We start from the raw sequence: 23,484 nt of genomic DNA on the forward strand, positions 1-23,484 counted from the left end.
CCACCCCTCTCTCCACGCCCCCGCTCCACACCCCCACCCCGCTCCCCTCAGCCCGTCTTCCGCCCCCACAGTGGGCCGACCCGTTGCCAGTCCTCGTCCCACTGCGCCATGCGCCGTCGTTCCATTCGTCCGCGTATCAGCCGTCCGCCGATGAACGGCACACCCGCGACGCTCACCCCCACCAGGACGCCCACCAGCGCGGCACGCAGTTGGGCCTGGGAGGGCGTGGGGGGCTTGGTGACGAGGCGGCCGTCGGCGTCCGTCCATACCGTCACCGGGGTGCCCGCGGGGCTGCCGACGGACACCCGGGCCTGGCCGGCGTGCGGCGAGCCGTCCGGCGCGGTCCAGCGGACCTTCGCCCAGACCATGTCGGCGTCGTTCGCCGACGCGGTCGACTTCGGCACGTCGTCGTTGAGCAACGCCAGAACGGAGTGCCACTCGGCCCGCTGCCTGGCCAGGCCGTTCTCCACGGACTGCGTCGCCAGCAGACCGGTGAGCACCCCGCCGAGCGCGGTGACCGCCCAGGCGACGAGCACGATCCAGGCCTCCAGCGCGTCACTGCGACGCCGCAGCGGATTGCGCCGCCATCGCCACAGCCACACCTTCGGAGCCTTCGGACCACGGAATGCCGCCATCGATGGCATCCTCCTCACGACCGCACGGACATGCCACATCGCCCTCCCATACGGGATCGGTCCCTCCGATGCTCACAACGAGTCCCACGACCCGTGCGTGCCAGGAATCCGGCCATCCCTCGCCCGCAGGCGCGTCGGCCGGGACGAGACGTCGCCGATGACCGACGCCACCCCGCTGACCTGCGGAAATTCGACGTACAGGGGAGACTGTCAGTGCCGGGGTGCAGACTGGCCGATGTCTGAGACGACGTCGTCGCGGAGGTGGTCGGCATGGCCGAAGTACTGCTCACCGTCGGTACACGCAAAGGGCTGTTCATCGGACGGCGGCGGGGCGCCGCCTGGGAGTTCGACGAGAGTCCGTACTTCAACGCGCAGGCCGTGTACTCGGTCGCGATCGACACCCGCGGCGAGACACCACGGCTGCTGGCCGGAGGGGACAGCGCGCACTGGGGTCCGTCCGTCTTCCACTCCGACGACCTGGGGCGGACATGGACCGAACCGGCGCAGCCGGCCGTCAAGTTCCCCAAGGACACCGGGGCTTCGCTGGAGCGGGTGTGGCAGTTGCACCCGGCGGCGGCCGAACCGGACGTGGTGTACGCGGGCACGGAGCCGGCCGCGCTGTACCGCTCCGAGGACAGAGGCGAGTCCTTCGAGCTGGTCCGGCCCCTGTGGGAGCACCCCACCCGGTCGCAGTGGGTGCCAGGCGGCGGTGGCGAGGGGCTGCACACCGTCCTCACCGACCAGCGCGACCCTGGGGCCATCACGGTCGCCGTCTCCACGGCGGGGGTGTTCCGTACGCACGACGGCGGGGCGAGCTGGGAGCCGTCCAACTCCGGTGTCTCCGCGGTGTTCCTGCCGGATCCGAACCCGGAGTTCGGTCAGTGCGTGCACAAGATCGCACAGGACGCGCAGACCCCGGACCGGCTCTACCTCCAGAACCACTGGGGTGTGTACCGCAGCGACGACGCGGGCGGCGAGTGGACCGACATCGGCGCGGACCTGCCGTCCACCTTCGGGTTCGCGGTGGCCGCGCATCCGCACCGCGGCGACACGGCGTACGTCTTCCCGATCAACGCGGACGCGGACCGCGTCCCGGCCGACCGGCGCTGTCGTGTCTTCCGCACGCAGGACGCCGGCAGGACCTGGGATCCGCTGACCGCGGGACTGCCCACGGAGGACCACTACGGCACGGTGCTGCGCGACGCGCTCTGCACGGACGGCGCGGACCCGGCGGGTGTGTACTTCGGCAATCGCAACGGCGAGGTGTACGCGTCGGCGGACGACGGGGACAGTTGGCGGCAGCTGGCCTCGCATCTGCCGGACGTGCTGTGCGTACGCGCCGCAGTCGTCGGCTGAGGCCCGGGAGCCGCCTCTCGGACCACATCCGGCGCCGGTCACTCGCCGCGGTGATGCCAACCCGGTCGGTAGCGAATTCACCGCGTCGAACGGTCTCTTGCGCCGCTGGCGCGCCGCTGCGGGAGGCGCGAGCATGGAGGTATGGGGATGGCGGTGAAGACGTGACACCTGCGATTCCGGAATCGGGCGAAGGTCCCGGCACAGAGCCCTATATCGGTGCGGAAGAAGCAGCCTCGGACGCGGCGGCGATCGTCACCCTGGCCGGCATGGTGATCGGCTGGACCAGAAGCGCGGAAGAACTCCTCGGCCGTTCGGCCCGCGAGGTCGTCGGAGGCTCCGTCGGCCGTCTGCTCGCCGTGCCCGAAGACCCCTGCCGCGTAGCGGCGATCATGGAACGCTGCCGTGGGGGCCAGGCCTGGAGCGGAGTGGTCACGCTGTCGCATCGCGACGGCCGTCGTGTCGAAGTGAATCTGCGGGTTTCCGCGTCGTTCCAGGTCCGCGACGACGAGTGCTTTCTCGTCTCGGCACGGGAGCGCATCACGCGCTGGGCCATGGGGCAGTCCGTGCTGGACGGGTTCCTGACCCGCTCGCCCGTGGGAATGGCCATCGTGGACATGGACCTGCGCTGCACCTGGGTCAACAACACCCTGGAGAGCATCGGCGGCATACCGCGTGAGCAGCGTCTGGGCCGGCGCCTGACCGACCTCTTCCCGGGCCTCCATGCGGAGACCATCGAGGACGTGATGCGCAAGGTACTGCGGACCGGCGAGCCGGTCAGCGACTTCGAGTACCGGGGCTGGAGCTGGGCCGACCCGCAGCGGCAGCACGCCTACTCCACGTCGTTCTTCCCCCTGATGGACGTCGAGGGCGCCGTCACGGACATCTGCTACATGGTGCTCGACGTCACCGACCGGTGGAACGCCCGCCAACTGATTTCCATGGTCAATGAAGCCGGCGCCTGTGTGGGCAGCTCCCTGGACGTCCTGGAGACGGCCCAGGAGCTGGCCGACTTCGCCGTGCCCCGGTTCGCCGACTTCGCCATCGTGGATCTGCTGGAGCCGGTCCTCAGCACCGAGGGGCACGGAACCTGGCTGTCCGACGCGGGTCCGGCGGTGACGGGGCCGGTGATGCGGCGGGCGGGCATGAGTTCCGTCCGGGAGGGGTGCCCGGAGGCGGTCGCCCAGGTCGGCGATCCGGTGGACTTCATCCCTCCCCCGCACGACCTCGACCTCCTCGTGAACGGCGAGCCCGTCCTCATACCGGTGCTGAACCCCGACAACCCTCAATGGGTCGTCGAACAGCCGTCCAGGACCTCGAGCATGCGCGAGTTCGGACTTCACTCACTCATCTCCGTGCCGATGCGGGCACGGGACACCGTCCTCGGCCTCACCACCTTCGTCCGCTCGCAGAACCCGGCTCCCTTCACCTCGGACGACGTACTGCTCGCCCGGGAACTGGTCGCACGAGCGGCCGTCTGCGTCGACAACGCCCGCCGCTACACACGGGAGCACCACGCCACGCTGACGCTCCAGCGCAGCCTTCTGCCCCATACGCTGGAAGGCGGCATGGCCGTGGACGTGGCCTCCATGTATCTGCCCGCGGACGCCAAGGACGGTGTGGGCGGGGACTGGTTCGATGTCATCCCGTTGTCCGGAGCCCGAGTCGGCCTCGTCGTGGGCGATGTGGTCGGCCACGGTCTGAGCGCGGCCGCCACGATGGGCCGGCTGCGTACCGCGGTGCAGACACTCGCCGACATGGATCTGCCGCCCGACGAGCTCCTGGCCCACCTCGACGACCTGGTGCTCCGCCTCAGCGAGGAGGAGTCCCATGACGCGTCGGCCGACCTGATCCGGACCACGGTGATGGGTGCCACCTGCCTGTACGCCATCTACGACCCGGTCACACGCAACTGCACGCTCGCCCGGGCCGGCCATCCGCCGCCGGTCCTCGTGACTCCGGAGGGCAGGGTCAGCTTCCCGGAACTGCCGGCCGGTCCGCCACTGGGGCTGGGTGGACTCCCGTTCGAGGCAGTCGACATCGAACTCGCCGAGAACAGCCTGATCGGCCTCTACACCGACGGCCTCATCGAAGGCGGCGAGCGGGACGTCGACGTCGGAATGGCCCACCTCAGGGACGCCCTGTGCCCTTGCGATCTCCCGCTCGAGACACTCTGCGCCAACGTGCGGGGCCTGACCTCCACGCCGCAGTCCGACGACGCCGCGTTCCTCGTGGCGCGCACGCACGCGCTCAGCGCCGACCGCGTCGCCTCGTGGGACGTGGCCTCCGATCCCGCCGCCGTGGCCGGGGCCCGCGCCCTCGCCACCCGCCAACTCCGTGCGTGGGGACTGGAAGAGCTGGCGATGGCGACCGAACTCGTCGTCAGCGAGTTGGTCACCAACGCGGTGCGCTACGCCCCCGGCCCCGTGCGACTGCGGCTGCTGCGCGCATCCCGCCTGATCTGCGAGGTCACCGACACCAGCAACAGCTCCCCGCGGCTGCGGCACGCCCGGACCACCGACGAAGGGGGACGCGGCCTCTTCCTCGTCGCCCAGCTCGCCCACCGCTGGGGCACCCGGTACACACACGAGGGAAAGATCATCTGGGCGGAACTGGACTCGTCGGTGCCCGCAGCGCGGTGGTGATGTCGGCGAGGTGGTCCTCGACGGGGCCGAGGGTGATCAGGCCGCTGCCCGCGCCGGCGAGTTCCCCGGCGGCCGGCAGCAGGCGGGTGCGGGCCCGCTCCAGCACGTCCCGGTCACCGACCTCCAGCGCGACCACGGCCTCCAGGCAGCAGCACGCCTCGTACATCAGGTCGCGCGGCGGCTCCGGGAGCGCGCGCAGTGCCGCCCGTGCCTCGGCCCGGCGTCCGGATGCCAGCAAGGCGAAGGGCGTGGCCCAAGGGCGGTACGGGCCCCAGTCCGCCCCCAGGTCGATCTCGACCGGCCCTGGATCGGAACCTCCTGGATCGCTACCCCCTGGACCGGTATCCCCTGAATCGGTGTCGGACCACGTCCTCCTCCTGTGCTGCACCCGCAGGCACAGCAGGGCGAGCGGAAGAAGCCCACGCTCCAGGCCCGGCATCCCGGCTCCGTCCAGGCGTGCGGCGGCATCCCGGTAGGCGGTCTCGGCCCCCGCCGGTTGCCCGGACGCGGCCAGCCGCAACGCCCGGTACCACTGGGTGAAGACGCCGGCGAGCGGCAGCTCGTGGCGCTCGGCCAGCCGGTCCACGGCGGCGGCATGGCGGTCGGCCGCGGCGAAGTCGGCCAGCGCGCCGCGTGCCTGGAGCCGGATGAGGTGACCGAGCACCTCATAGGTCACCAGGTCGTGCCGGGCGGCCAGTTCGACCAGCTCCGCGCCGATCTCGTCACGCCGTGGGGCCAGGCCCGCGCGGGTGAAGGACTGCATGAACGCCCCGTTCAGCGCGAACGCCAGCAGCGCGGGATCGTCGAGACGACGGGCGATCTCCACCGCCTCGCGGGCGGCCTGGGGGCCGCGTGGCGCTCGGCTGCCGCGCGTCTCCAGGGCGATCGTGGCCAGCAGGCGGCACCGCGCGGCCTCGTGCGCGTCGCCCGGCGAAGCGGTGAGGGCGCGCTCGGCGGCCTCGACGATCCGTCGGGCCAGCTCCGGATCGTCGCTGCGGGTCCAGATCGCGGGGACGTCGTAGGCGCCGATCACCCGGGCGGTCAGGTCCGGTTCGCTGAACTCCTCCGCCGCCGCGATGGCCTCCATACGGTGCTGCCTGGCGGCCGCGAGCCCACCGCCCCCGGTGACCGCGAGGTTGCGGATCAGACTCACCGTCGTCTCCAACCGGGCCCGGGCACCGGCGGCGACCGTACGGTCGTAGGCCGCCGCCGTCCGTGTCCACAGCCGGGCCGCGGTCGCCGTCGGCCCGGCCGGAGGATCGAGCCCGGGATCCTGGGCGAGGATGTCCGCCTCCAGGCGGCGCAGCCGGGGCCCGGGGTCCACCCCCAGCTGGTCGGCCAGGACCGCCCGGGCTCTGCGCAGCACGCCCAGCGCATCCCCCTGACGGTCCTGCCGATACAGCGCCAGCGCCAGCAGCCGCCAGGCGTCCTCGCGCCAGGGGTGAGCGGCGAGGTGTACGTCCAGGTCGGGCACCGCCTCGGCGGCCAGGCCGAGGTCCAGCTGCGTCCGGGCCCGCTGCTCCACCGCCTGGAGCCGCAGCTCGGCGAGGCGGGAGCGCTCGCCCCGGGCCCAGTCCTCCTCCTCGAACTCGGCGTAGGCGGGCCCGCGCCACAGCGCCAGCGCCTCCTCCAGTCGTGGCAGCGCTTGCGTGGCGGGCAGCCGCGCGGCGGCGCCGACGGCCGTCTCGAAGCACCAGGCGTCCACGGCGTCCGGCTCCGGGCGCAGCGCGTACCCGGGGCCGTCCGTGACCAGCAGCCGGGCGGGGGCCCGGGACGGACGGTCCGGCTCCAGGACGCGTCGCAGCGCGGCGACAAAGGTCTGTACGGCGCCCACGGCGCCGGGCGGGGGATCCGTCCACAGGTCGCCGACCAGGTGGGTGACAGGGACGACCCGGCGGCGGGCCACCACCAGCCGCGCCAGCACGGCCCGGTGCCTCGGTCCCTTCAGCGCGAGCGCGCGGCCGTCGCTCTCGGCCACGGTGGGTCCGAGCACGCCGAACGCGACCCGCACCCTGCTCGCCTCTCCCGACACCCTCGCCACGGTACTGCGCCGACGACCTGCTGATCACGTACTGAGCACGCGCTGATCACCTGCTGATTCGCGCCCGGCAGGCTCGTCGCGTCCATCATCTTCCGCTTCCGCCTTCCAGAAAGGGCGAACCATGGCACCGACCATCCCCGGCTTCGACTACCGGCGCGTCCCCGTCGCCGACCATGTCGCGCTCCACGTCGCCGTCGCCGGATCCGGCAGCCCGATCGTGCTGCTGCACGGTTTCCCGCAGACCCACCTGATGTGGCGGCACGTGGCCGCCGACCTCGCGGCCGACCACACCGTCATCTGTCCCGACCTGCGGGGCTACGGCGCCAGCGACAAGCCCGTCGACACCGGCGCCGACGGGAACGCGTACGCCAAGCGCACCATGGCCGCCGACGTCGTCTCGCTCGCCCGCGCTCTGGGCCACGAGCGTTTCGCCCTGGCGGGACACGACCGGGGCGCGCTGGTCGCCATCCGCGCAGGCCTCGACCACCCCGAGGCGATCACCCATCTCGCCTCGCTCGACGTGCTGCCCACGCTGGACATGTGGGACGTGATGCACGGCACCGGCGCGGCCGTCGGCTTCCACCTCTACCTGATGGCCCAGCCGCCGGGTCTGCCCGAGCGGATGATCCACGCCGCCGCGGACGTCTTCTTCGGTCATTTCCTCGACATCTGGACGCGGGACCCGAGGGCGATCCCGGACGAGATCCGCGCCGCCTACCTGGCGGCTTCCCGCGCGGCCGTCCCTTCCATCGTCGCCGACTACCGCGCCTCGGCCGGCATCGACGTCGAGCACGACCGGGCCGACCGTGCTGCCGGGAACCGGCTGCGGATGCCCGTGGCGGTTCTCCAGCAGGACTGGGGCGCGGCTCTCGGCTTCGACGCCGCCGCGCGGTGGCGCGCCTGGGCGCCCGACCTGCGGCACACGACCGTCTCCTGCGGTCACTTCATGGCCGAGGAGGCCCCCGCCGACGTCGTCAAGGCCATCAGGGACCTCGTCGCCGACCACTGAGCGGACCTCTTCCCCGGCCACTGAGCGGATCTCCTCACCGAGCACTGCGCGGATCTCCTCCCGGACACCGTTTCGCCGCGTGCCGGACCACGCGCGGGGCGAGAATCGGGGGGTGACTGTGCCAGCTGAGACCTCGCCCATGTCGGGGCAGACCGTGTGCGGCAAGGACGGGCGCGGTCCGCTGCGCTCCTTCCTGCAGACCGAGACCGGCAGTGCCGCGGTTCTGCTGGCCGCCACGCTCGCGGCCCTCGCCTGGGCCAACATGGGGCCGGGCACGTACGAGGCCTTCTGGAGCACCGAGCTGTCGGTCCGCCTCGGGGCGGGCGAAGTCTCCCTGGACCTGCGGGAGTGGGTGAACAGCGGGCTGATGACGCTGTTCTTCTTCGTCGTGGGACTCGAGGCGCGCCGGGAGTTCGACCTGGGCGAGTTGCGGGAGCGCAGAAGGGTCACGCTGCCGCTGTTCGCCGGGCTCAGCGGCATGGTCGTGCCGATCGCGATCTACCTGGCTCTCAACGCGGGCCACGACTCCCTGCACGGCTGGGGCGCCGCCATGTCGACGGACACGGCCTTCGCCCTGGGCATGCTCGCCCTCTTCGGGGCACGGCTGCCCGACAGTCTTCGGGTCTTCATCCTCACCATCTCCGTCGTGGACGACTTCCTGGCCCTGGCCGTGATCGCCGTCGCCTACAGCGGCGCCCTGGCCCTGCCCGCGCTGCTGACGGCGCTCGGCCTCTTCGCGGCCGTCGTGCTGGTACGGCGCACCCTCGGGGTACGGATTCCCGCCCTGTACGCGGTGTTGGGCGTGGCGGTGTGGGTCGCGCTGCTCAAGTCGGGGGTGGACCCGGTCGTGACCGGGCTCGCGATGGGCCTGCTCACCTACGCCTACCCCGCCGAGCGCGTCGACCTGGAACGAGCCAGCCGTCTTTTCCGGCGCTTCCGCGAGCAGCCGACGCCGGAACTGGAGCGCTCCGTACGGCGCGGGATCGCCTCGACGCTCTCGCCCAACGACCGGCTCACGCGGATGTTCCACCCCTGGACGAGCTATGTGATCGTGCCGCTGTTCGCCCTCGCCAACGCCGGCATCACCATCAGCGCCGGCCAGTTGGCCCATGCCTTCACCTCGCCGATCGCCCTCGGCATCCTCCTCGGCTACGTGCTCGGCAAGCCGCTCGGCATCATCGGCGCCACCTGGCTCACGACACGCGCCAGCCGCGGGCGACTACACCCGCCGGTCGGCTGGGGCGCCATCACCGCGGGCGGCACCCTGGCGGGAGTGGGGTTCACCGTGTCCCTGCTGATCGCGACCCTCGCCTTCGACGGGGCCCGGCTGGCGGAGGCGAAGATCGGCATCCTCGCCGCCGTGGTGGGCGCGTTCCTCCTCACCTGGCTGGTCACCTCGGTGATCGGCGCCCTTCCCAAGCGTTCCCGTGTCCGGGCCCTCCTCGGTACGGGCACCACCATCGTCGACCTCAGCGACCCCGTGGACGTGGACCGCGACCACGTACGCGGCCCGCTGGAGGCGCCCGTGACGCTCGTCGAGTACGGGGACTTCGAGTGCTCGTACTGCGGCCTGGCCGAGCCCGTGGTGCGCGAGCTGCTCGCCGACTTCGGCGACGTGCGCTACGTGTGGCGGCATCTGCCGCTGACCGACGTCCATCCGAACGCCCAGTTCGCCGCGGAGGCCGCCGAGGCCGCGGCCCACCAGGACGGGTACTGGGAGATGCACGATCTGCTGATGCGGCACCAGGGTGACCTGCGGCCGAAGGACCTGCTCCGCTACGCCGAGGAGATCGGCCTCGACATCGAACGCTTCCGCAAGGATCTCCGCGAAGGCACGGGGGCGGCCCGGGTCGCGGCGGACGTGGAGTCCGCCGACCTCAGCGGTGTTTCGGGCACTCCCACGTTCTTCGTCAACGGCCGCCGCCACCACGGCGCCTACGACATCGCCTCGCTGTCGGCGGCGGTGCGCGCCGCGCGGCAACGGGCGGCGCTTCAAGGGGTCGGCCGGCAGGACTGAGCCCCGATCAGGGCGAGGCCGTACGCCTCAGGGCGTCTCGCGGACGCCCTCGAACAGGTCGCTCTCCCGTGTGCCGCCGGTCCACGGCGGGTGGGCCCGCACGTATTCCTCGACCCGGCCCTCGTCCCCGGGCAGGCTGAAGAACTTCAGCAGGGCCGCGGCGTCCGCCTGGCCGGCGTGGGCCGCCAGGGCCCTCAGCTTGTGGGGCCAGAAGTCGGAGACGTCCACGGCCGCGGTCACGCTGTCGTCGTCGACGGCGACGTCGAGCGGGGGGATCCAGGCGTCGGGTCCGAGGGCGGCCTCCGCCAGGGCCCGCACCGTTTTCAGACTCGAGAGCGACACGGCGATGTATTACAGCCTCGGCAGGCTCCGCGGGTGCCGGCCGCCCTCCTCGCCGGGAAATCCGCCGGACCGCTTGATCCACTCGAAGGCGGCGACGGTCAGCTCGTGCGTACGGACATGATCGGGATGGTACGAGAACCCGTTGGGCGGATACGTCACGATCACATCCGGCCGGTACTCCCGCATGAGCGCCTCGAGCCGCCGGACGACCGGTTCGCCCTCCATCCTGCTGAACGCGCGCGGATCGATGTCGTCCGCCGAGTCGGGCACGCCGGAGTCGGGGTAATTCAGCCGGACCAGGTCACTGACGCCGAGCGCGGCCGCCGACTCGGCGAGCTCGCGGGAGCGCCGTGCGGCGACCTGCGCCGGCTCGTGGTCGCGGTGCCCGGGCTTGCCGTCCCCTCCATCGTCGCCCTGCGCACGGTCGGTGCAGGTGACGAGAACCGTACGAACCCCGGCGGCCGCGTAGCGGGCGAGCGTGCCGCCCGTCCGACTGGCCTCGTCGTCCGGATGCGCGTGGACGACCACCAGCGTCGGCCGCCGGGTCTGCGGTGCGGTCATGACATGGGCCCTTCCGCCGGCGGCCCACCTTACAAGGCCGCCTCCGTCGGGTCGGCCGCTGTGCCGCTCAAGACGCGCTCCTCAGCCCGCTCCTCAGGGCCCCGTCGAGGGGTCGGCGGGGTCCTGAGAGGCTCGCGCGCCCGCTTCGATACTTCCCTTGATGCCGAGTTTTCTGCGTGCTCGCTGGTAGAACGTCGTACCGCCCAGACGCACGACATGAGCCGCCGCGGGGCATGCCGACACGGTGACCCAGTCGCCCGCGTCGAGGTAGCCGAGCACCTCGCCGTCGACCTCGACCGCCAGTCGCCCGGTCGTGGGGAGCAGTTCGAGGGTGACGTCCTCGTCCGCGGGCAGGGCGAGCGCCCGGTCGAACGACGAGTGCGCACTGGCGGGGACGACCAGGATGGCTTCCACCCGGGGCGAGAGGATCGGGCCGCCCGCGGCGAAGCTGTACGCCGTGGATCCGGTCGAGGTGGAGACCACGACGGCGTCGGCGGCGTAGCGGATGAACTCCTCGCCCTGGAGCCGGATCGCGATGGCGGCCATGCCGCTGCCGGGTACCCGTACGAGGGCGATGTCGTTGAACGCACGGACCTCGCGCCCGTCCGGGAGGCGCGTGCGTACGGCCATCCGGGCCTCGGTGGTGAACTGGCCGCTGTCGATCCGGTCCAGCGCCGACTGGAGCTCGTCGACATCGATCTCCGCGAGGAAGCCCAACCGGCCCAGGTTGACGCCGAGCACCGGAGTGTCGCTTCCGGACAGCAGCCTCATGGAACGGAGCATGGTCCCGTCCCCGCCGAGACTGACGATCAGATCGGCCCGGGCGACGAGGTCCTGATCCGGTACGGCCACGGCGCTGCAGTCGATACGGCCCACCTCGTCCGGCAGCCCCAGCACCTCGGCATCGTTCTTGCGGGCCCACTGCACGACCGACTCGATGACCGGTCCCGGATTGCGCCGGGGATGCAGGATCAGGCCGATCGATCCGATCAGACCCATGAGAGGGCTCCCTTCCGTCGAGACGCCATGTCCAAGTAGTTCATCATTGCCCCGCGAGGGGCATTTCCGACCGATGCGGCACGGAATGCAGCCTGGACGACTCATACGGAAGGGGTCGGCGGCGGACCGGCGCCGTCCGCGGGGAGCACGGCGCCGTCGACGTACCGCCGCGCCGGCCCCCGCCCCCGGCTCAGGCCTGGTACGGCTGCTGGGGCTGCTGCGGCTGGCCGTACTGCTGGGCGGCGTGCGCGCTCGCGGCCTGCGCCTGCAGCTGCTCCGCCTGCTCCTTGGTCGCCTTCTGCTCCGCGCCGCAGAAAGTGCACTGCGTCGCGTACTTCGACGAGATCGGGAACAGCGGCACGAAGAACAGCGTGAACTTCGTGACACGCTTGCGGAGCGTGTGCGCCGAGGGATTGCCGCAGCGGCCACACACCAGCGTCAGTATCGCGAGCTGGTACAGGTATCCCCTGGTGCCAAAAATGATCATGCTGTTGGTCCCTCCCGGGTCGGTGCGGACGAGCTGCGGAACGCAGTCGCGGAGCACAGTCTCGTGCACGTCGACGCGCTCGGCGCTGGCGGGGTTGCACGACGCCGCCCGAAAGCGTGGACCGCCTCGGCCGCCGACCCGGTCCGGATGACCAGCGCGCCCGGCGCGAAGTAGTCGGCCGGACACGCCGGTTGGCCCAGCGCCTGCCCCAAGGACGAGGCGCTCGCCCACCCCGCGGACGGTGTTCGTGGCCGCGGGGTGGATCGTCGCCGTCGTCGACGACGGTCTGAAGTGCGACGAGACGGCGGCCGACGCCGCCCTCCGGCGGGCACCGCCCCGCCCCCAAAACCCGCGCGGGCGGCACGAGATCCGGCGACCGCTCTACGGCAGGCGCCAGTCCACCGGCTGGACGCCCTGCCTCTCCAACAGCTCGTTGGCCCGGCTGAACGGACGCGAGCCGAAGAAGCCGCGATCGGCCGACATCGGTGAGGGGTGCGCGGACTCGATCGCCGGGAGATCCCCGAGCAGCGGCCGCAGATTGCGGGCGTCACGCCCCCACAGGATCGACACCAGCGGCTTCTCCCGCGCGACCAGCGCCCGGATCGCCTGCTCCGTGACCTCTTCCCAGCCCTTGCCCCGGTGCGCCGCGGGCTGGCGGGGCGCCGTCGTCAGCGCCCTGTTGAGCAGCAGCACCCCCTGCTCGGTCCAGGGCGTCAGATCGCCGTTGGACGGCCTGGGCAGCCCCAGGTCCGTGTGCAGTTCCCGGAAGATGTTCTCCAGGCTGCCCGGCAGTGAACGCACCTCGGGCGACACGGCGAAACTCAGCCCGATGGCCATCCCCGGCGTGGGGTAGGGATCCTGGCCGACGATCAACACGCGGACGTCGTCGAAGGGCTGCTGGAAGGCCCGCAGGACATTCGCCCCGGCCGGGAGATAGGTCCGGCCCGCCGCTATCTCGGCCCGGAGGAAGTCCCCCATGGCGGCGATTCGTTCGGCCGCAGGTTCCAGAGCCTTCGCCCAGCCTGCTTCGATGAGTTCATGCAAGGGTCGTGGTGCCACGACGTGCCACTCTACTGGCACACGCCGTGACGCATTCATACGGATTCACACGGCCGAGCGCCGCGCGCGGACCCGCCTCTCGGCGCTAGTCTTCCACCGCGCCGAGATCATCGAGCCGGTCCAGCCGATCGCCCAACCGATCACCCAGCCGGCCGGTCAGCAGAGAGGAGGGGAGCCTGTTGCGTCCCTCCCACGTGTCGGCCGGTGTGCTGGCGGTGGACTCGGGTGGCTCGGGGCTGCGCGCGGCACTGGCCGTGCACGGGCATGTCGTCGGCGTTCCGCTGACCTCCAAGGAGCCGGTCCGCACCGGCCCGCGCGGCATCGACGCCGGACATCTGCTGGAGCAACTGCTGCCGATGGCCCGGGAGTTGATGGCCGCCACCGGGACGGAGGAACTCGGGGCCGTCGCCGTCGGAGCGGCGGGTCTCGCCACCCTCGGCGACGCACTGCGCGCCGAGCTGCCCTCCGCGCTCGAGCGCGAACTCGGCGTGCGGCGGCTCGCGTTGGCCGCCGACGCGGTGACCGCGTACGTGGGGGCGCTCGGCCCCCGGCCGGGCGCGGTGATCGCCGCGGGCACCGGCATGATCGCGATCGGCACCGATCTGGGCAGCTGGCGAAGGGCGGACGGCTGGGGCCATCTGCTCGGCGACTGCGGCGGTGGGGCGTGGATCGGCCGCGCCGGGCTCGAAGCGGCCCTGCGGGCCTTCGACGGGCGCCAGGGCGGGTCGACGGAGCTGCTGGCGCGGGCCGAGGAGATGTTCGGGCCGGTGGCCGGGTTGCCGGGCAAGCTGTATCCACGCACCGACCGGCCCGCCGTACTCGCCTCCTTCGCGCCCGAAGTGGCCGCGTGCGCCGCGTCCGCCGTCGGCGACCCCGTCGCGCGCGACGTGCTGCGCGCCGCCGCCCGGCACCTGGCCGACTCCGCGGCCGCCGTCTGCCCGGACACCGGGGAGGACCGGGTCGCCCTCACCGGGGGCCTGTTCAAGATGGGCGACCCCCTCCTCGTACCGCTGCGCGCGGAGTTGACGCAGCGGTTGCCGCACGCCCGGCAGGTACCGGCCGCGGGCACCCCGCTGGACGGCGCCGTACGTATCGCCGTCGACCTGGCGGGCGACCGGCTCACGCTCCCCCGCGACGAACACATGCTTTACGTGATGACCGAAAAGGGCACAACCTCACCATCCGCTCCCCGAAAGGAGGATTCATCCACCCTGTCGGACAAGTGAAGTTGACTCCCGCACGGGTCGCCACAGGAGCACCACAGCACCGGCGAGTCCGGCCACACCGATCATTTCTGATCCACGCGTAACTCATCAGACAAAAGGGGACGGATACCGCTCACCTGCACCCTCCCCGAACAGGGGAGCCCAAGAAACCAGTAACATGCGTCGCCATGAGCTCCCCCACTGGGCCCGCGTCCGGCCTGCCAGTACGAATGCCGCGACCTCGCCAGCCCGGGCGGCACCGCCGACCCGAGCCGCTGGCGGCTCCCGAGGGCGCGCCTGCGCTCGTCCTCGCGGTGCCGGGCACCTCCAGCGCGGCCACGCGCAGCCTCGCCGAGGAGGTCGTGAGCATCGCGCGCTCCGAGCTGCCCGGCCTCGACGCCCGGATCGGGTACCTCGACGGGGACGACGCCGAGTTCCCCACGCTGCAGTCCGTGCTCACGCGTGCCGCCGAGGAGCGCACCGCCCGCTATGAGCAGGCCCGTGCCGCCGGTGCGGACGTGACCGAGCCCGACGGCCCCGTCGCCGTCGTGGTGCCCCTGCTCGCCGGCCCGGACAACGCGTTGCTGCGCCGGGTCCGCCAGGCCGTCATGGAGAGCCGGATCGCAGCCGACCTGACCGACGTTCTCGGCCCCCACCCGCTGCTCGCGGAGGCGCTGCACGTGCGTCTGTCCGAGGCGGGTCTGGCGCGCGCCGACCGTGCCCGGCTGTTCACCGTGGCCACGGCCGCCGACGGCATCATCCTCGCCTCCGTGGGCGGCGAGGAGGCCGTACAGGCGGCCGGGATCACCGGCATGCTGCTCGCCGCGCGGCTCGCCGTGCCGGTGATGGCGGCGGCGCTGGACGAGGAGGGCGCGATCGCGGCCACCGCCGAGCAGCTGCGCGGCTCGGGTTCCCAGCAGCTCGCCCTGGCTCCGTACCTGATCGGACCGGAGATCGACGCCGGTCTGCTGGACGCGGCCGCCAAGGAGGCGGGCTGCTCCGCCGCCGAGGCGCTCGGCCCGTACCCGGCGATCGGCAAACTCGCGCTGGCCAAGTACACGACGGCGCTGGGCATCGCCCCGCAGCAGCCGCAGGGCGCGCCGGTCCGCTGACCGCCCAGGCACCACCCCACGCACGTCGAAGGGCCCGCTCCTCTCACAGGAGCGGGCCCTTCTCTCGTCGGCTCTCTCGTACGTCTGCGACTAGTACGTCGGCGGTTCGCGCCTCGGCAGCGGGCCACCGACGGGCGGGTCAGCCGAAGACCACGCAGGACGCGGCCGGAACCTCCACCGAGCCGCCCCGTCGCGGCACCCCGGTGTCCGGGTCGACCGCGAACCAGGTCACGTCCCCCGAGCGCTCGTTGGCGGCGTACAGGAAGCGCCCCGAGGGGTCGAGGGCCAGCGCGCGCGGCCAGGTGCCGCCGCACGGCACCGTGGCGACCAGCCGCAGCCCTTCGCCCACCGCGTCGGGCGTGAGCACGGAGACGACGTCCTGGCCGCGGGTGGCGGTCCACACGAAGCGCCCGTCGGGCGACACCACGATGCCCGAGGGGTACGCGTCACCGTCCGGGACCCCCGAGAGCACCGGCGTCTCCCCGACGGGGCGCAGAGAGCCTTCCTGGGCGCTCCAGCGGCAGACGGTGACCGTGGGGGCGAGTTCGTTGAGCACGTACGCGTGTTCGCCGCGCGGATGGAAGGCCAGGTGGCGGGGCCCGGAGCCGGGGCGCAGCGCGATCTCGCGGTGCAGCGTGAGCCGGCCGCCGTCCAGCGCGCACACCCGCACGGAGTCCGTGCCGAGGTCGACGCTGACGGCCCAGCGCCCGCTCGGGTCGGGCTGTACCTGGTGGGCGTGCGGGCTCTGCTGGCGCCGGGTGTGCGGGCCGCGGCCCTTGTGCTGGAGCACGCTGGAGGCGGCGCCGACGAGCGTGCCGTCGTCGCGCACGGGCAGGGCGGTGACGCTGCCGGAGCCGTAGTTGGCGGTCAGGACGTGTCCCGCGAACACGCTGAGGTGCGTGGGGCCGCCGCCTCCGACGGAGACCAACGGCCCGGCCGGCTTCGGTTCGTCGCCGTCCACGCGGTACGCGGCCACCGCGCCGTCGGCCGTCTCGCTGACCGCGTAGAGCATGTCGCGGGCGGGCGACAGGGCGAGGTACGAGGGATCGGGTACGCCGTCCACCGCGCTCAGGAGGGTCAGCGCGCCGCTGCCGCGGTCCACGGCCGCGGTGAGGACGCCGGGGCCTCCCGCCGCCGTGAACGAGCCGATGAACGCCCGCTGTTCCCGCGTGCCGCCGTCTGCCACTGCCGTTCCCCTCTCGGTCCCGCGCTGTCCGGGGCCGACGGTAGCAGTCGGAGACCAACGGTCTAGACCAAGGGCCCGCCCGCCTCCCCGAGCGCCCGTGCGCGCGCCTCCGGGTGGTGGACGTACGCCGGATGCCGTTCCACGGTCTCGTAGGTGCGGTGGAAGACGGGGGTGGCGCTGCCGGAGATGGGCGGCACGATCCATGACCAGTCCGCGCCGACCCGGCGGCCCTTGCGCTCCTCGCGGCCGAGGTGGGTGAGGAAGCGCCGGGACTCGGTGTGGTGGTCGGTGACGGTGACGCCCGCGCGGTCGAAGGAGTGCAGGACGGACCGGTTGAGTTCGACGAGCGCGCGGTCCTTCCACAGCGAGCGGTCGGTGCGGGTGTCGAGGCCCAGGCGGTCGGCGAGGTGGGGCAGGAGGTTGTAGCGGTCGGTGTCGGCGAGGTTGCGCGCGCCTATCTCGGTGCCCATGTACCAGCCGTTGAACGGGGCCGCCGGGTAGCAGATGCCGCCGATCTCCAGGCACATGTTGGCGAGCGCGGGCACGGCGTGCCAACGCAGTCCGAGCGAGCGCCACCAGGTGTACTCGGGGTGGTCGAGTTCCACTTCGAGCACCGCGTCCTGCGGCAGCGTGAACCAGCGGGGTCGGTCGTCGGGCTTGCCGTCGGCGCCCTGGACCACCAGCGGCAGGACGTCGAACGGGGTGCCGGGGCCGCCGGGCCAGCCGAGCCGCCGGGCCAGCGCGGTGAGGCCCACGTTGCGCGGATCGCCGGTCACGCCACCGTCCGGGCGGGCGTAACCGGCGTACCGGATGAGCTGTTCGTTCCAGATCCGTGGCCCTGGGCGGCCCGGCCGGTCGGGCGCGAAGACGGTGATGAGCGCCCTGATCCGGCCCTCGCCCGCAGCCTCCCGCAGATGGTCCGCCGACGCCTCGGCGACGTCCTCGGCCGTCCGCACGTCCCTGCGGTCACGGACGCACAGGGAGCGCCAGTACAGGCGCCCGATGCAGCGGTTGGCGTTGCGCCAGGCGACGCGGGCACCGAAGACGAGTTCCTCGGTGGTGTGGCGGTAGGTGCCGGTCTCCGCGATCTCGGCCCGCGCGGCGGCGATGCGCCGGGCCGGGTCGCCGAGGCACTCCTCGGTGTGGCGGAGGGTGAGGAACTCGGCGGCGGCGCGCAGGAGTGCGTACGGCGGTGAGTCGTCGTGCGACGTCGGGGCGGCGGAACGGCCCGGCACGGGTATCAGGCGCCCGCCGAGACCCGGGACGGACGGCTCCGCCCGCCGGGAACCGATGGCGTGCGGCAGCACCGTCGGGGTCGCGCCGTGCGTCCTGCGACCTGCCGGAACACGGTCCAGCCAGCCGCCCGGCCCCTCGGCCCACGGCGTCGGGTGCCGCGCGCTCCCGTCGTCGCCGAAGCGCTCTTCCTGTCCGGTTCCTCGCGGGAAGTCCCGCATGGTGCCACCCCCAAGCGGCTTGGCCCGCGGGCCGCTCCCGCACGGTCCGCGGGTTCCGTGCGTCCGATAGCCGCGGGGTTACCCCGCCCGGGCGGTGATCCACCCTCTACGTGGTCCGTGCACGTGCCTCGCGTGTCAGACGCGAACGGGGTTCGAAGCACGGGGGTGCAGGAGGGGCGCGGCGAGTTCGGCGAGTGCCCGCTCGAGCCCGTGCAGGTGTGCGAGTACCGGCTCTTCCAGGGGAGGTGTTCCGGCCTGGACCGTGATCCGCCGCGGTTCGGGTGAGGTGAGTGCCTCGACGGCCCTCTCGACGCGCTCGCACGCGACGGTGAGGCGGTGGTCGCTGGAGGCCACGGGGTCCGACGCGATGGCGGCGAGGCCCCGTACTTCCCGCGCGCAGGTGTTCAGCGCCGCGAGGACCTGGCGCGCCCTGCGGCCACGGGCGCGCAGGGGATTGAGGGGGTGCAGAAGGGGCGTGAGCGAGAGCCGTACCTTGTTCAGCACCGTCTCCAGCTCCGCGACGCGTGCCGCGGGGTCGGCGGTGGCGGAGCCGTTCAGCCGGGCCGCGGCCTCGGTCGTGCAGGCGTGGACGCACTGGATCGCCCGCACGATCCAGGCGTCCGTCGTGGCGTGCGTGGTGATCGGCAGCACGAGCAGCACCGCCAGCGCGGCGCCGATCGCCCCGATGCCGGTCTCCGCCAGACGCAGGACGACCAGATGCTGGTCCAGCACGCCGAACATCCCGTACAGCAGCTCGGCCATCACCGTCACCGCGAGCATCATCCAGGTGTACGAGACCGCGGCACTGTAGAAGATGACGAACACACACACGGCGAGCAGGGCCACGGTCGGTACGGGCGCACCGTGCAGGGGGACGACGGCCGAGGCCCCGAGGGCGATGCCGATCACCGTTCCGAGGACCCGGCGGTAGCCGCGGATCAGGGTCTCGCCGCGCGAGGTGGTGTTGACGAAGATCCACCAGGCGGCGCCGACGGCCCAGTACCAGCGCTCCTGGGACAGCAGGCTTCCGACACCCAGGGCGAAGGCGGCGGCCACGACGGCCTGGACCGCCTGGCGGGTGGTGGGACGGGCGAGGCCCCGGCCGGCCGAGGGGGCGGGCGCCCCGGCGGGCGGCATCCGGCGCTCGTAGCACCACAGTCCGAATCGGACCGCCGAGGAGGCGAGGAGGGCGAGCAGTACGGCGCCGTACAGCTCGGGCAGTCGCGCCGGCACGGTGTGCAGGAACTGCGCCATGAAGAAGGCCATGAACCCGAAGACGCCGAGGGCATGGCCGCGCGCGCCCCAGCGCCGGGCGTACACACCGGCGCCGACGACGGCGAGGAAGGCCGCGCCGCGTGCCGCCGGCTGGTCGTGCAGGGTGGCCGCGAGAGTGAGGACCGGAAGACCCACCACGGGCAGCAGCGCCGTCGTCGCCAGCTGTCCGCGCACCGTGGCGTCGGTGACCGTGAAGAGGGCGAGCAGCGCCGCGAGTCCTCCCGCGACCGCGCCCGCGAGGGAGGAGCCGGTCGCACCGCACAGGGCCACCGCCAGGCCGATGCCGAGGACGGCCCGGATGGCGCCGCGCAGCCGCAGCCGGCCCGGGTCCGGTGCCACGAACACCCTCTTCAGCACTGTTTCCCCGCCCCTTGAGCTCAGCCTGTACTTCAGGCATGCAAAAGGCGCCGCGGGGGTCCCGCAGCGCCATCGACCTGCCCATCAGAGCATCATCGGGGCTGTTGGCTCAAGTGGACTCCGGAGCACTGAGCCATTGGCACAGTCACCGAGCGGAGAGGGGAGCCATGTGGATGCCATTGGCATCACTCCGTGTCGACCGGGTGCGGGGGGAGCTCGAAGCGCAGCAGGGCCCCGGTCAGGTGCGTGCGCAGGTCCGTCTCCATCTCGATGTGGCGGACCTCGCCGCCGTCCTCGATGACGGTCTTCACCAGTTCCTCGATGACGTCGGGGACCTCGCGCAGGGCGTCTCCGCAGAGCGGGCACTGTTCCCCGGTGCGGGCGAGCAGCCCGTCGCGGTCGCAGACGACTCCCGGGGCGACGGCCTCCGCGTCCACGGCCAGCGTCCGGATCGCGGCCAGCGACCCCGCCCACAGGGTGTCGTCGAGTCCGACCGTCGCGTGATGCTTGGTCGCGACGGCCTCGAGGATCTCGCCGACCAGCCGCTCCTGCTCCTGGTACGCGCGGTCGGTGACAAGGACGCGTACCTTGTCCCGGATGTCGGCGGCGGTCGCGGTGTCGCGGTCGACGGTGAAGCGGCCGACGAGCCGGTCGTGCAGGTCACGGGGGAGGAACTCGATGAAGGCCGGTACCTGATAGGGGTGCCCGCCGACGGCCAGCAGATCGAAGCCCCCCTCCTTGAACAGGCGCTTGAGCTCGCCGATGAGCCGCCGGTAGTGCCTTCTGCTCATCTCGTCGGCCCTGTCGCGGACCCGGACCTCGTCGAGCCCCGCGGCGTGCTCGGGCGCCCGCAGCGTCCGGTCGCGGATCGCCTCCAGCTTCCGGACCTCGTCGAGGTGGTACTCCCAGACCTGTGCGGTGGCCTCGTCCACGACGACCGCGCAGGTGCGGTCGTACTCGTCGAGTACCGCCAGCATCGGGCGGACGTAGGGGTCCGCGTCCACCACGACGCGTTCGTGGGTGGCGCGCGGCAGCCACACCTCCTCGTAGACGCCGTTGCCACTGCAGGAGAAGACGACGACGGTGCCGGGCCGCTGGGGTTCCTCGCCGAGCCTCTGCTCGATCTTCGCGATGTCGTCGCGCAGCGAGAGTCGTACGGCGTGCTCCAGCGAGCGGTCGTCCGCGAGCGGCCTGACGCCTTCCAGCAGACTGTTCAGCCGGGCCCGGTGCGTACGACGGCCGGGCCGGTCCGGTTCCACCGGAAGGTAGAGGGAGACGAACGGGAGCCCGTTCCCGGCGAGCCGGAGGATTCGGTCGACCTGCTCCTGCGTGATCATCGTCGCTCCTCGCCGCTCCTCGGGCCTTGCGCCACCCCTCCAGGTAACGCGGTGGGCGGCGCACCGGCAAACGCGGCGCGGCGGACAAGGTGAGCGGGAGGGGTGAACCGGCCCACCGGGCTCACGGCGGGCTGAGCCATTGGTACGGTCGAAGAAGATCAGCCCAGGCGGCAGGGAGGCCGGTGGATCATGGCCGTGGACGAACTCGACACCCGCATCCTGCGGCTGCTGCTGGAGCAGCCGCGTACCAGCGTGCGCGAGTACGCCCGCATGCTCGGTGTCGCCCGCGGCACCCTCCAGGCCCGCCTCGACCGGCTGGAACGGGACGGGGTGATCACCGGTACGGGTCCCTCGCTGTCCCCCGCGGCGCTCGGCCACCCCGTCCTCGCCTTCGTGCACATCGAGGTCACACAGGGCCACCTCGACGAGGTCGGCGACGCGCTGGCCGCCGTACCGGAGATCATCGAGGCGTTCTCGATCACGGGCGGCGGCGATCTGCTCACCCGGGTCGTGGCGCGCGACAACGCCCACCTGGAGGACGTGATCCAGGCGCTCATCAGCATGCCCGGCGTCGTCCGCACCCGCACCGAGGTGGCGCTGCGCGAGCGGGTTCCGCACCGGGTGCTGCCACTGGTGGAGTCGATCGGGCGAGCAACGAGAAACTGACCGGCGACACAGGGGTGATCGGCCGCGCTCGGCCCTCCCTTGGCATCCTGGACCCCATGAGCACTCTCGGCCGCACTTCGGTCATCTTCGATCTCGACGGCACGCTCGTGGACAGCGAGCCGAACTATTTCGAGGCCGGCCGTCAGACGCTCGCCGAGCAGGGCATCACCGACTTCACCTGGGCCGAGCACGAGCGCTACGTCGGCATCAGCACCCGGGAGACGGTGGCGCTCTGGAAGGACCGCTACGGCTTGCGGCCCCCGCTGGACGCCCTGCTCGCCGACATGAACCGCCGCTATCTCGAGCTGGCCCGCGCCGCCACGCACGTGTACCCGGAGATGCGGAAGTTCGTGGAACTGCTGACCGCCGAGGGCGCCTCGATGGCCGTGGCCTCGGGCTCCTCGCCCGCCGCCATCGAGGCGATCCTGACGGGCACCGGCCTGGCCGCCCATCTGACGACCGTCGTCTCGGCCGACGAGGTCGCGCACGGCAAGCCCGCCCCGGACGTCTTCCTCGAAGCGGCGCGCCGGCTGGAGGCCGACCCGGCGGACTGCGTGGTCCTGGAGGACGCCGCTCCGGGCGCCGCCGCCGCACACGCGGCCGGGATGCGCTGCATCGCCGTCCCGTACGTCGCCGCACAGGCCGACGACCCGGCGTTCGCCACGGCGGGTCTGCTGCTGCGCGGCGGTCAGCGCGAGTTCACCGCACAGACCGCGTACGACTGGCTCGCGCGACCGGCCTCGGCTTCCTGAGCCACGGCCACACCTCGACGAGGTGCGGTGTCCGGCGTCGGCTCAGGAAACGTGCAGCACGATCTTGCCCCGGCGGTGGCCCCGCTCCAGTGCCGCGTACGCCTGCGCGGTCTCGGCGAGGGGGAAGACGCGGTCGACAGGCGGAGTCAGTTCGCCGTCCGCGACCAGGCGGGACAACTCCTCCAGCCCGGAGCGGTCCGGTTCCACGACGAAGAACCTGCCGCCCTCCTTCGTGGCGTCGGGCGGGGCGACGATGCTCACCAGACGGCCGCCGGGACGCAACACCTGCCAGGAGCGCTCCTGGGTGTCGCCGCCGACGGTGTCGAAGACCAGGTCGACGTCCTTGACCTGCTCCTCGAAGCGTTCGCTCCGGTAGTCGACGACCTGCTCGGCGCCCAGCTCGCGTACGAAATCGGCGGCTTCGGCGCCGGCCGTCGCGGTGACCGAGGCACCGAGCGCGACCGCGACCTGCACCGCGAAGGAGCCCACCCCGCCCGCACCGCCCTGCACCAGCACCCGGGCACCGGGGCGCAGGCCACCGTGCACGACCAGGCCCTGCCAGGCCGTCAGCCCGGCCAGCGGCAGCGCCGCCGCGTGGTCGTGGTCGAGCCGGGCCGGTTTGGCGGCGAGTACGGCCGCGGGGACGGCGACGAACTCCGCCGCGGCCCCGTCCCGGGTGAACGGGATCAGCCCGTACACCTCGTCGCCGACCTTCCAGTCCGACACCTCGGGGCCGAGCTCGGCGACGACACCCGACACCTCCTTGGACGGCACGACGGGCACCCGCTCGCTGCCGCTGTCGTCGAAGCTGTCGGTCCAGGTCGCGTCCCAGACCAGTTCGTCCGGCGTGATGGACGCGGACCGCACCCCGACCAGGACCTCTCCCGGGCCCGGCACCGGGCGCGGGGCGATCTCGTACGTCAGCTGCTCGGGGCCGCCCCGTCGGTGGCCGCGCACCGCGTGCATGGTGTCCATTCCAACCTCCCAGGTCG

Annotated in this window: 20 protein-coding genes; 8 read left to right on the forward strand and 12 right to left on the reverse strand. The window is 72.5% G+C overall.

Annotated elements, in window-relative coordinates; all coding sequences use genetic code 11:
• Nucleotides 1-47: 47 nt before the first annotated feature.
• A complete protein-coding gene (locus KVT44_RS13205; protein WP_217567177.1) occupies nucleotides 48-635 on the reverse strand; it encodes a hypothetical protein in 588 nt (195 codons plus the stop codon).
• 270 nt (nucleotides 636-905) lie between these two features.
• Between KVT44_RS13205 and KVT44_RS13210 the strand changes: the two genes are divergently transcribed.
• Both KVT44_RS13210 and KVT44_RS13215 read left to right on the forward strand, forming a co-directional pair.
• The gene (locus KVT44_RS13210; protein WP_190169250.1) at nucleotides 906-1,991 is read left to right on the forward strand and encodes a sialidase family protein; all 1,086 of its coding nucleotides are present in this window, start codon (nucleotides 906-908) and stop codon (nucleotides 1,989-1,991) included.
• A gap of 212 nt (nucleotides 1,992-2,203) precedes the next feature.
• Nucleotides 2,204-4,633 (forward strand): SpoIIE family protein phosphatase, encoded by a 2,430-nt coding sequence (locus KVT44_RS13215; protein ID WP_308313987.1) that lies wholly within the window; start codon nucleotides 2,204-2,206, stop codon nucleotides 4,631-4,633.
• Here the strand turns inward: KVT44_RS13215 and KVT44_RS13220 are convergent.
• Nucleotides 4,587-6,644 (reverse strand): BTAD domain-containing putative transcriptional regulator, encoded by a 2,058-nt coding sequence (locus tag KVT44_RS13220; RefSeq protein WP_217567210.1) that lies wholly within the window; start codon nucleotides 6,642-6,644, stop codon nucleotides 4,587-4,589. The two genes, KVT44_RS13215 and KVT44_RS13220, sit on opposite strands and share 47 nt — an antisense overlap.
• A gap of 151 nt (nucleotides 6,645-6,795) precedes the next feature.
• On the opposite strand from KVT44_RS13220, the gene KVT44_RS13225 reads away from it, so the two are divergent.
• Together KVT44_RS13225 and nhaA are read left to right on the forward strand one after the other, a co-directional pair.
• A complete protein-coding gene (locus tag KVT44_RS13225) occupies nucleotides 6,796-7,683 on the forward strand; it encodes an alpha/beta fold hydrolase (RefSeq protein ID WP_217567178.1) in 888 nt (295 codons plus the stop codon).
• A gap of 139 nt (nucleotides 7,684-7,822) precedes the next feature.
• Entirely contained in the window at nucleotides 7,823-9,700 is a 1,878-nt protein-coding gene (gene nhaA, locus KVT44_RS13230) for a Na+/H+ antiporter NhaA (RefSeq protein ID WP_217567211.1), read from the forward strand.
• Nucleotides 9,701-9,727: 27 nt separating this feature from the next.
• Here the strand turns inward: nhaA and KVT44_RS13235 are convergent, their stop codons facing one another.
• The 5 genes from KVT44_RS13235 to KVT44_RS13255 form a co-directional block, all read right to left on the reverse strand.
• Entirely contained in the window at nucleotides 9,728-10,042 is a 315-nt protein-coding gene (locus KVT44_RS13235) for a hypothetical protein (RefSeq protein WP_217567179.1), read from the reverse strand.
• Between the two features lie 9 nt (nucleotides 10,043-10,051).
• Nucleotides 10,052-10,603 carry a PIG-L deacetylase family protein gene (locus tag KVT44_RS13240; RefSeq protein ID WP_217567180.1) on the reverse strand — a complete coding sequence of 184 codons (552 nt, stop codon included), beginning with the start codon at nucleotides 10,601-10,603 and terminating at the stop codon, nucleotides 10,052-10,054.
• Nucleotides 10,604-10,696: 93 nt separating this feature from the next.
• The gene (locus tag KVT44_RS13245; protein ID WP_217567181.1) at nucleotides 10,697-11,602 is read right to left on the reverse strand and encodes an NAD(+)/NADH kinase; all 906 of its coding nucleotides are present in this window, start codon (nucleotides 11,600-11,602) and stop codon (nucleotides 10,697-10,699) included.
• Between the two features lie 190 nt (nucleotides 11,603-11,792).
• Nucleotides 11,793-12,089 (reverse strand): zinc-ribbon domain-containing protein, encoded by a 297-nt coding sequence (locus KVT44_RS13250; protein ID WP_095858264.1) that lies wholly within the window; start codon nucleotides 12,087-12,089, stop codon nucleotides 11,793-11,795.
• Between the two features lie 381 nt (nucleotides 12,090-12,470).
• Entirely contained in the window at nucleotides 12,471-13,148 is a 678-nt protein-coding gene (locus tag KVT44_RS13255) for a uracil-DNA glycosylase (protein ID WP_067372796.1), read from the reverse strand.
• 179 nt (nucleotides 13,149-13,327) lie between these two features.
• Between KVT44_RS13255 and KVT44_RS13260 the strand changes: the two genes are divergently transcribed.
• Together KVT44_RS13260 and KVT44_RS13265 are read left to right on the forward strand one after the other, a co-directional pair.
• Nucleotides 13,328-14,374, forward strand: a complete 1,047-nt coding sequence (locus tag KVT44_RS13260) for an N-acetylglucosamine kinase (protein WP_254649298.1) — start codon at nucleotides 13,328-13,330, stop codon at nucleotides 14,372-14,374.
• Between the two features lie 167 nt (nucleotides 14,375-14,541).
• Nucleotides 14,542-15,465 carry a sirohydrochlorin chelatase gene (locus KVT44_RS13265; protein ID WP_095856132.1) on the forward strand — a complete coding sequence of 308 codons (924 nt, stop codon included), beginning with the start codon at nucleotides 14,542-14,544 and terminating at the stop codon, nucleotides 15,463-15,465.
• A gap of 139 nt (nucleotides 15,466-15,604) precedes the next feature.
• Here KVT44_RS13265 and KVT44_RS13270 read toward each other — a convergent pair whose 3' ends face one another.
• The 4 genes from KVT44_RS13270 to KVT44_RS13285 form a co-directional block, all read right to left on the reverse strand.
• Nucleotides 15,605-16,651: a lactonase family protein gene (locus KVT44_RS13270; RefSeq protein WP_217567182.1), complete on the reverse strand. Its 1,047-nt coding sequence runs from the start codon at nucleotides 16,649-16,651 to the stop codon at nucleotides 15,605-15,607.
• 62 nt (nucleotides 16,652-16,713) lie between these two features.
• A complete protein-coding gene (locus KVT44_RS13275; RefSeq protein WP_217567183.1) occupies nucleotides 16,714-18,105 on the reverse strand; it encodes a nitric oxide synthase oxygenase in 1,392 nt (463 codons plus the stop codon).
• A gap of 135 nt (nucleotides 18,106-18,240) precedes the next feature.
• Complete coding sequence (locus KVT44_RS13280) at nucleotides 18,241-19,737, reverse strand: FUSC family protein (RefSeq protein WP_217567184.1); 1,497 nt, start codon at nucleotides 19,735-19,737, stop codon at nucleotides 18,241-18,243.
• A 185-nt stretch (nucleotides 19,738-19,922) separates the two neighbouring features.
• Nucleotides 19,923-21,074: a hypothetical protein gene (locus KVT44_RS13285; RefSeq protein ID WP_217567185.1), complete on the reverse strand. Its 1,152-nt coding sequence runs from the start codon at nucleotides 21,072-21,074 to the stop codon at nucleotides 19,923-19,925.
• A 189-nt stretch (nucleotides 21,075-21,263) separates the two neighbouring features.
• Between KVT44_RS13285 and KVT44_RS13290 the strand changes: the two genes are divergently transcribed.
• A complete protein-coding gene (locus KVT44_RS13290) occupies nucleotides 21,264-21,740 on the forward strand; it encodes an Lrp/AsnC family transcriptional regulator (protein WP_067372784.1) in 477 nt (158 codons plus the stop codon).
• A gap of 56 nt (nucleotides 21,741-21,796) precedes the next feature.
• Nucleotides 21,797-22,492 (forward strand): HAD family phosphatase, encoded by a 696-nt coding sequence (locus KVT44_RS13295; RefSeq protein WP_190169241.1) that lies wholly within the window; start codon nucleotides 21,797-21,799, stop codon nucleotides 22,490-22,492.
• 42 nt (nucleotides 22,493-22,534) lie between these two features.
• Here the strand turns inward: KVT44_RS13295 and KVT44_RS13300 are convergent, their stop codons facing one another.
• Nucleotides 22,535-23,467 (reverse strand): NADP-dependent oxidoreductase, encoded by a 933-nt coding sequence (locus KVT44_RS13300; RefSeq protein WP_254649299.1) that lies wholly within the window; start codon nucleotides 23,465-23,467, stop codon nucleotides 22,535-22,537.
• Between the last annotated feature and the right edge of the window lie 17 nt (nucleotides 23,468-23,484).

This window comes from Streptomyces sp. GbtcB7, from assembly GCF_019091445.1.
Taxonomy (GTDB): Bacteria; Actinomycetota; Actinomycetes; order Streptomycetales; family Streptomycetaceae; genus Streptomyces; species Streptomyces mirabilis.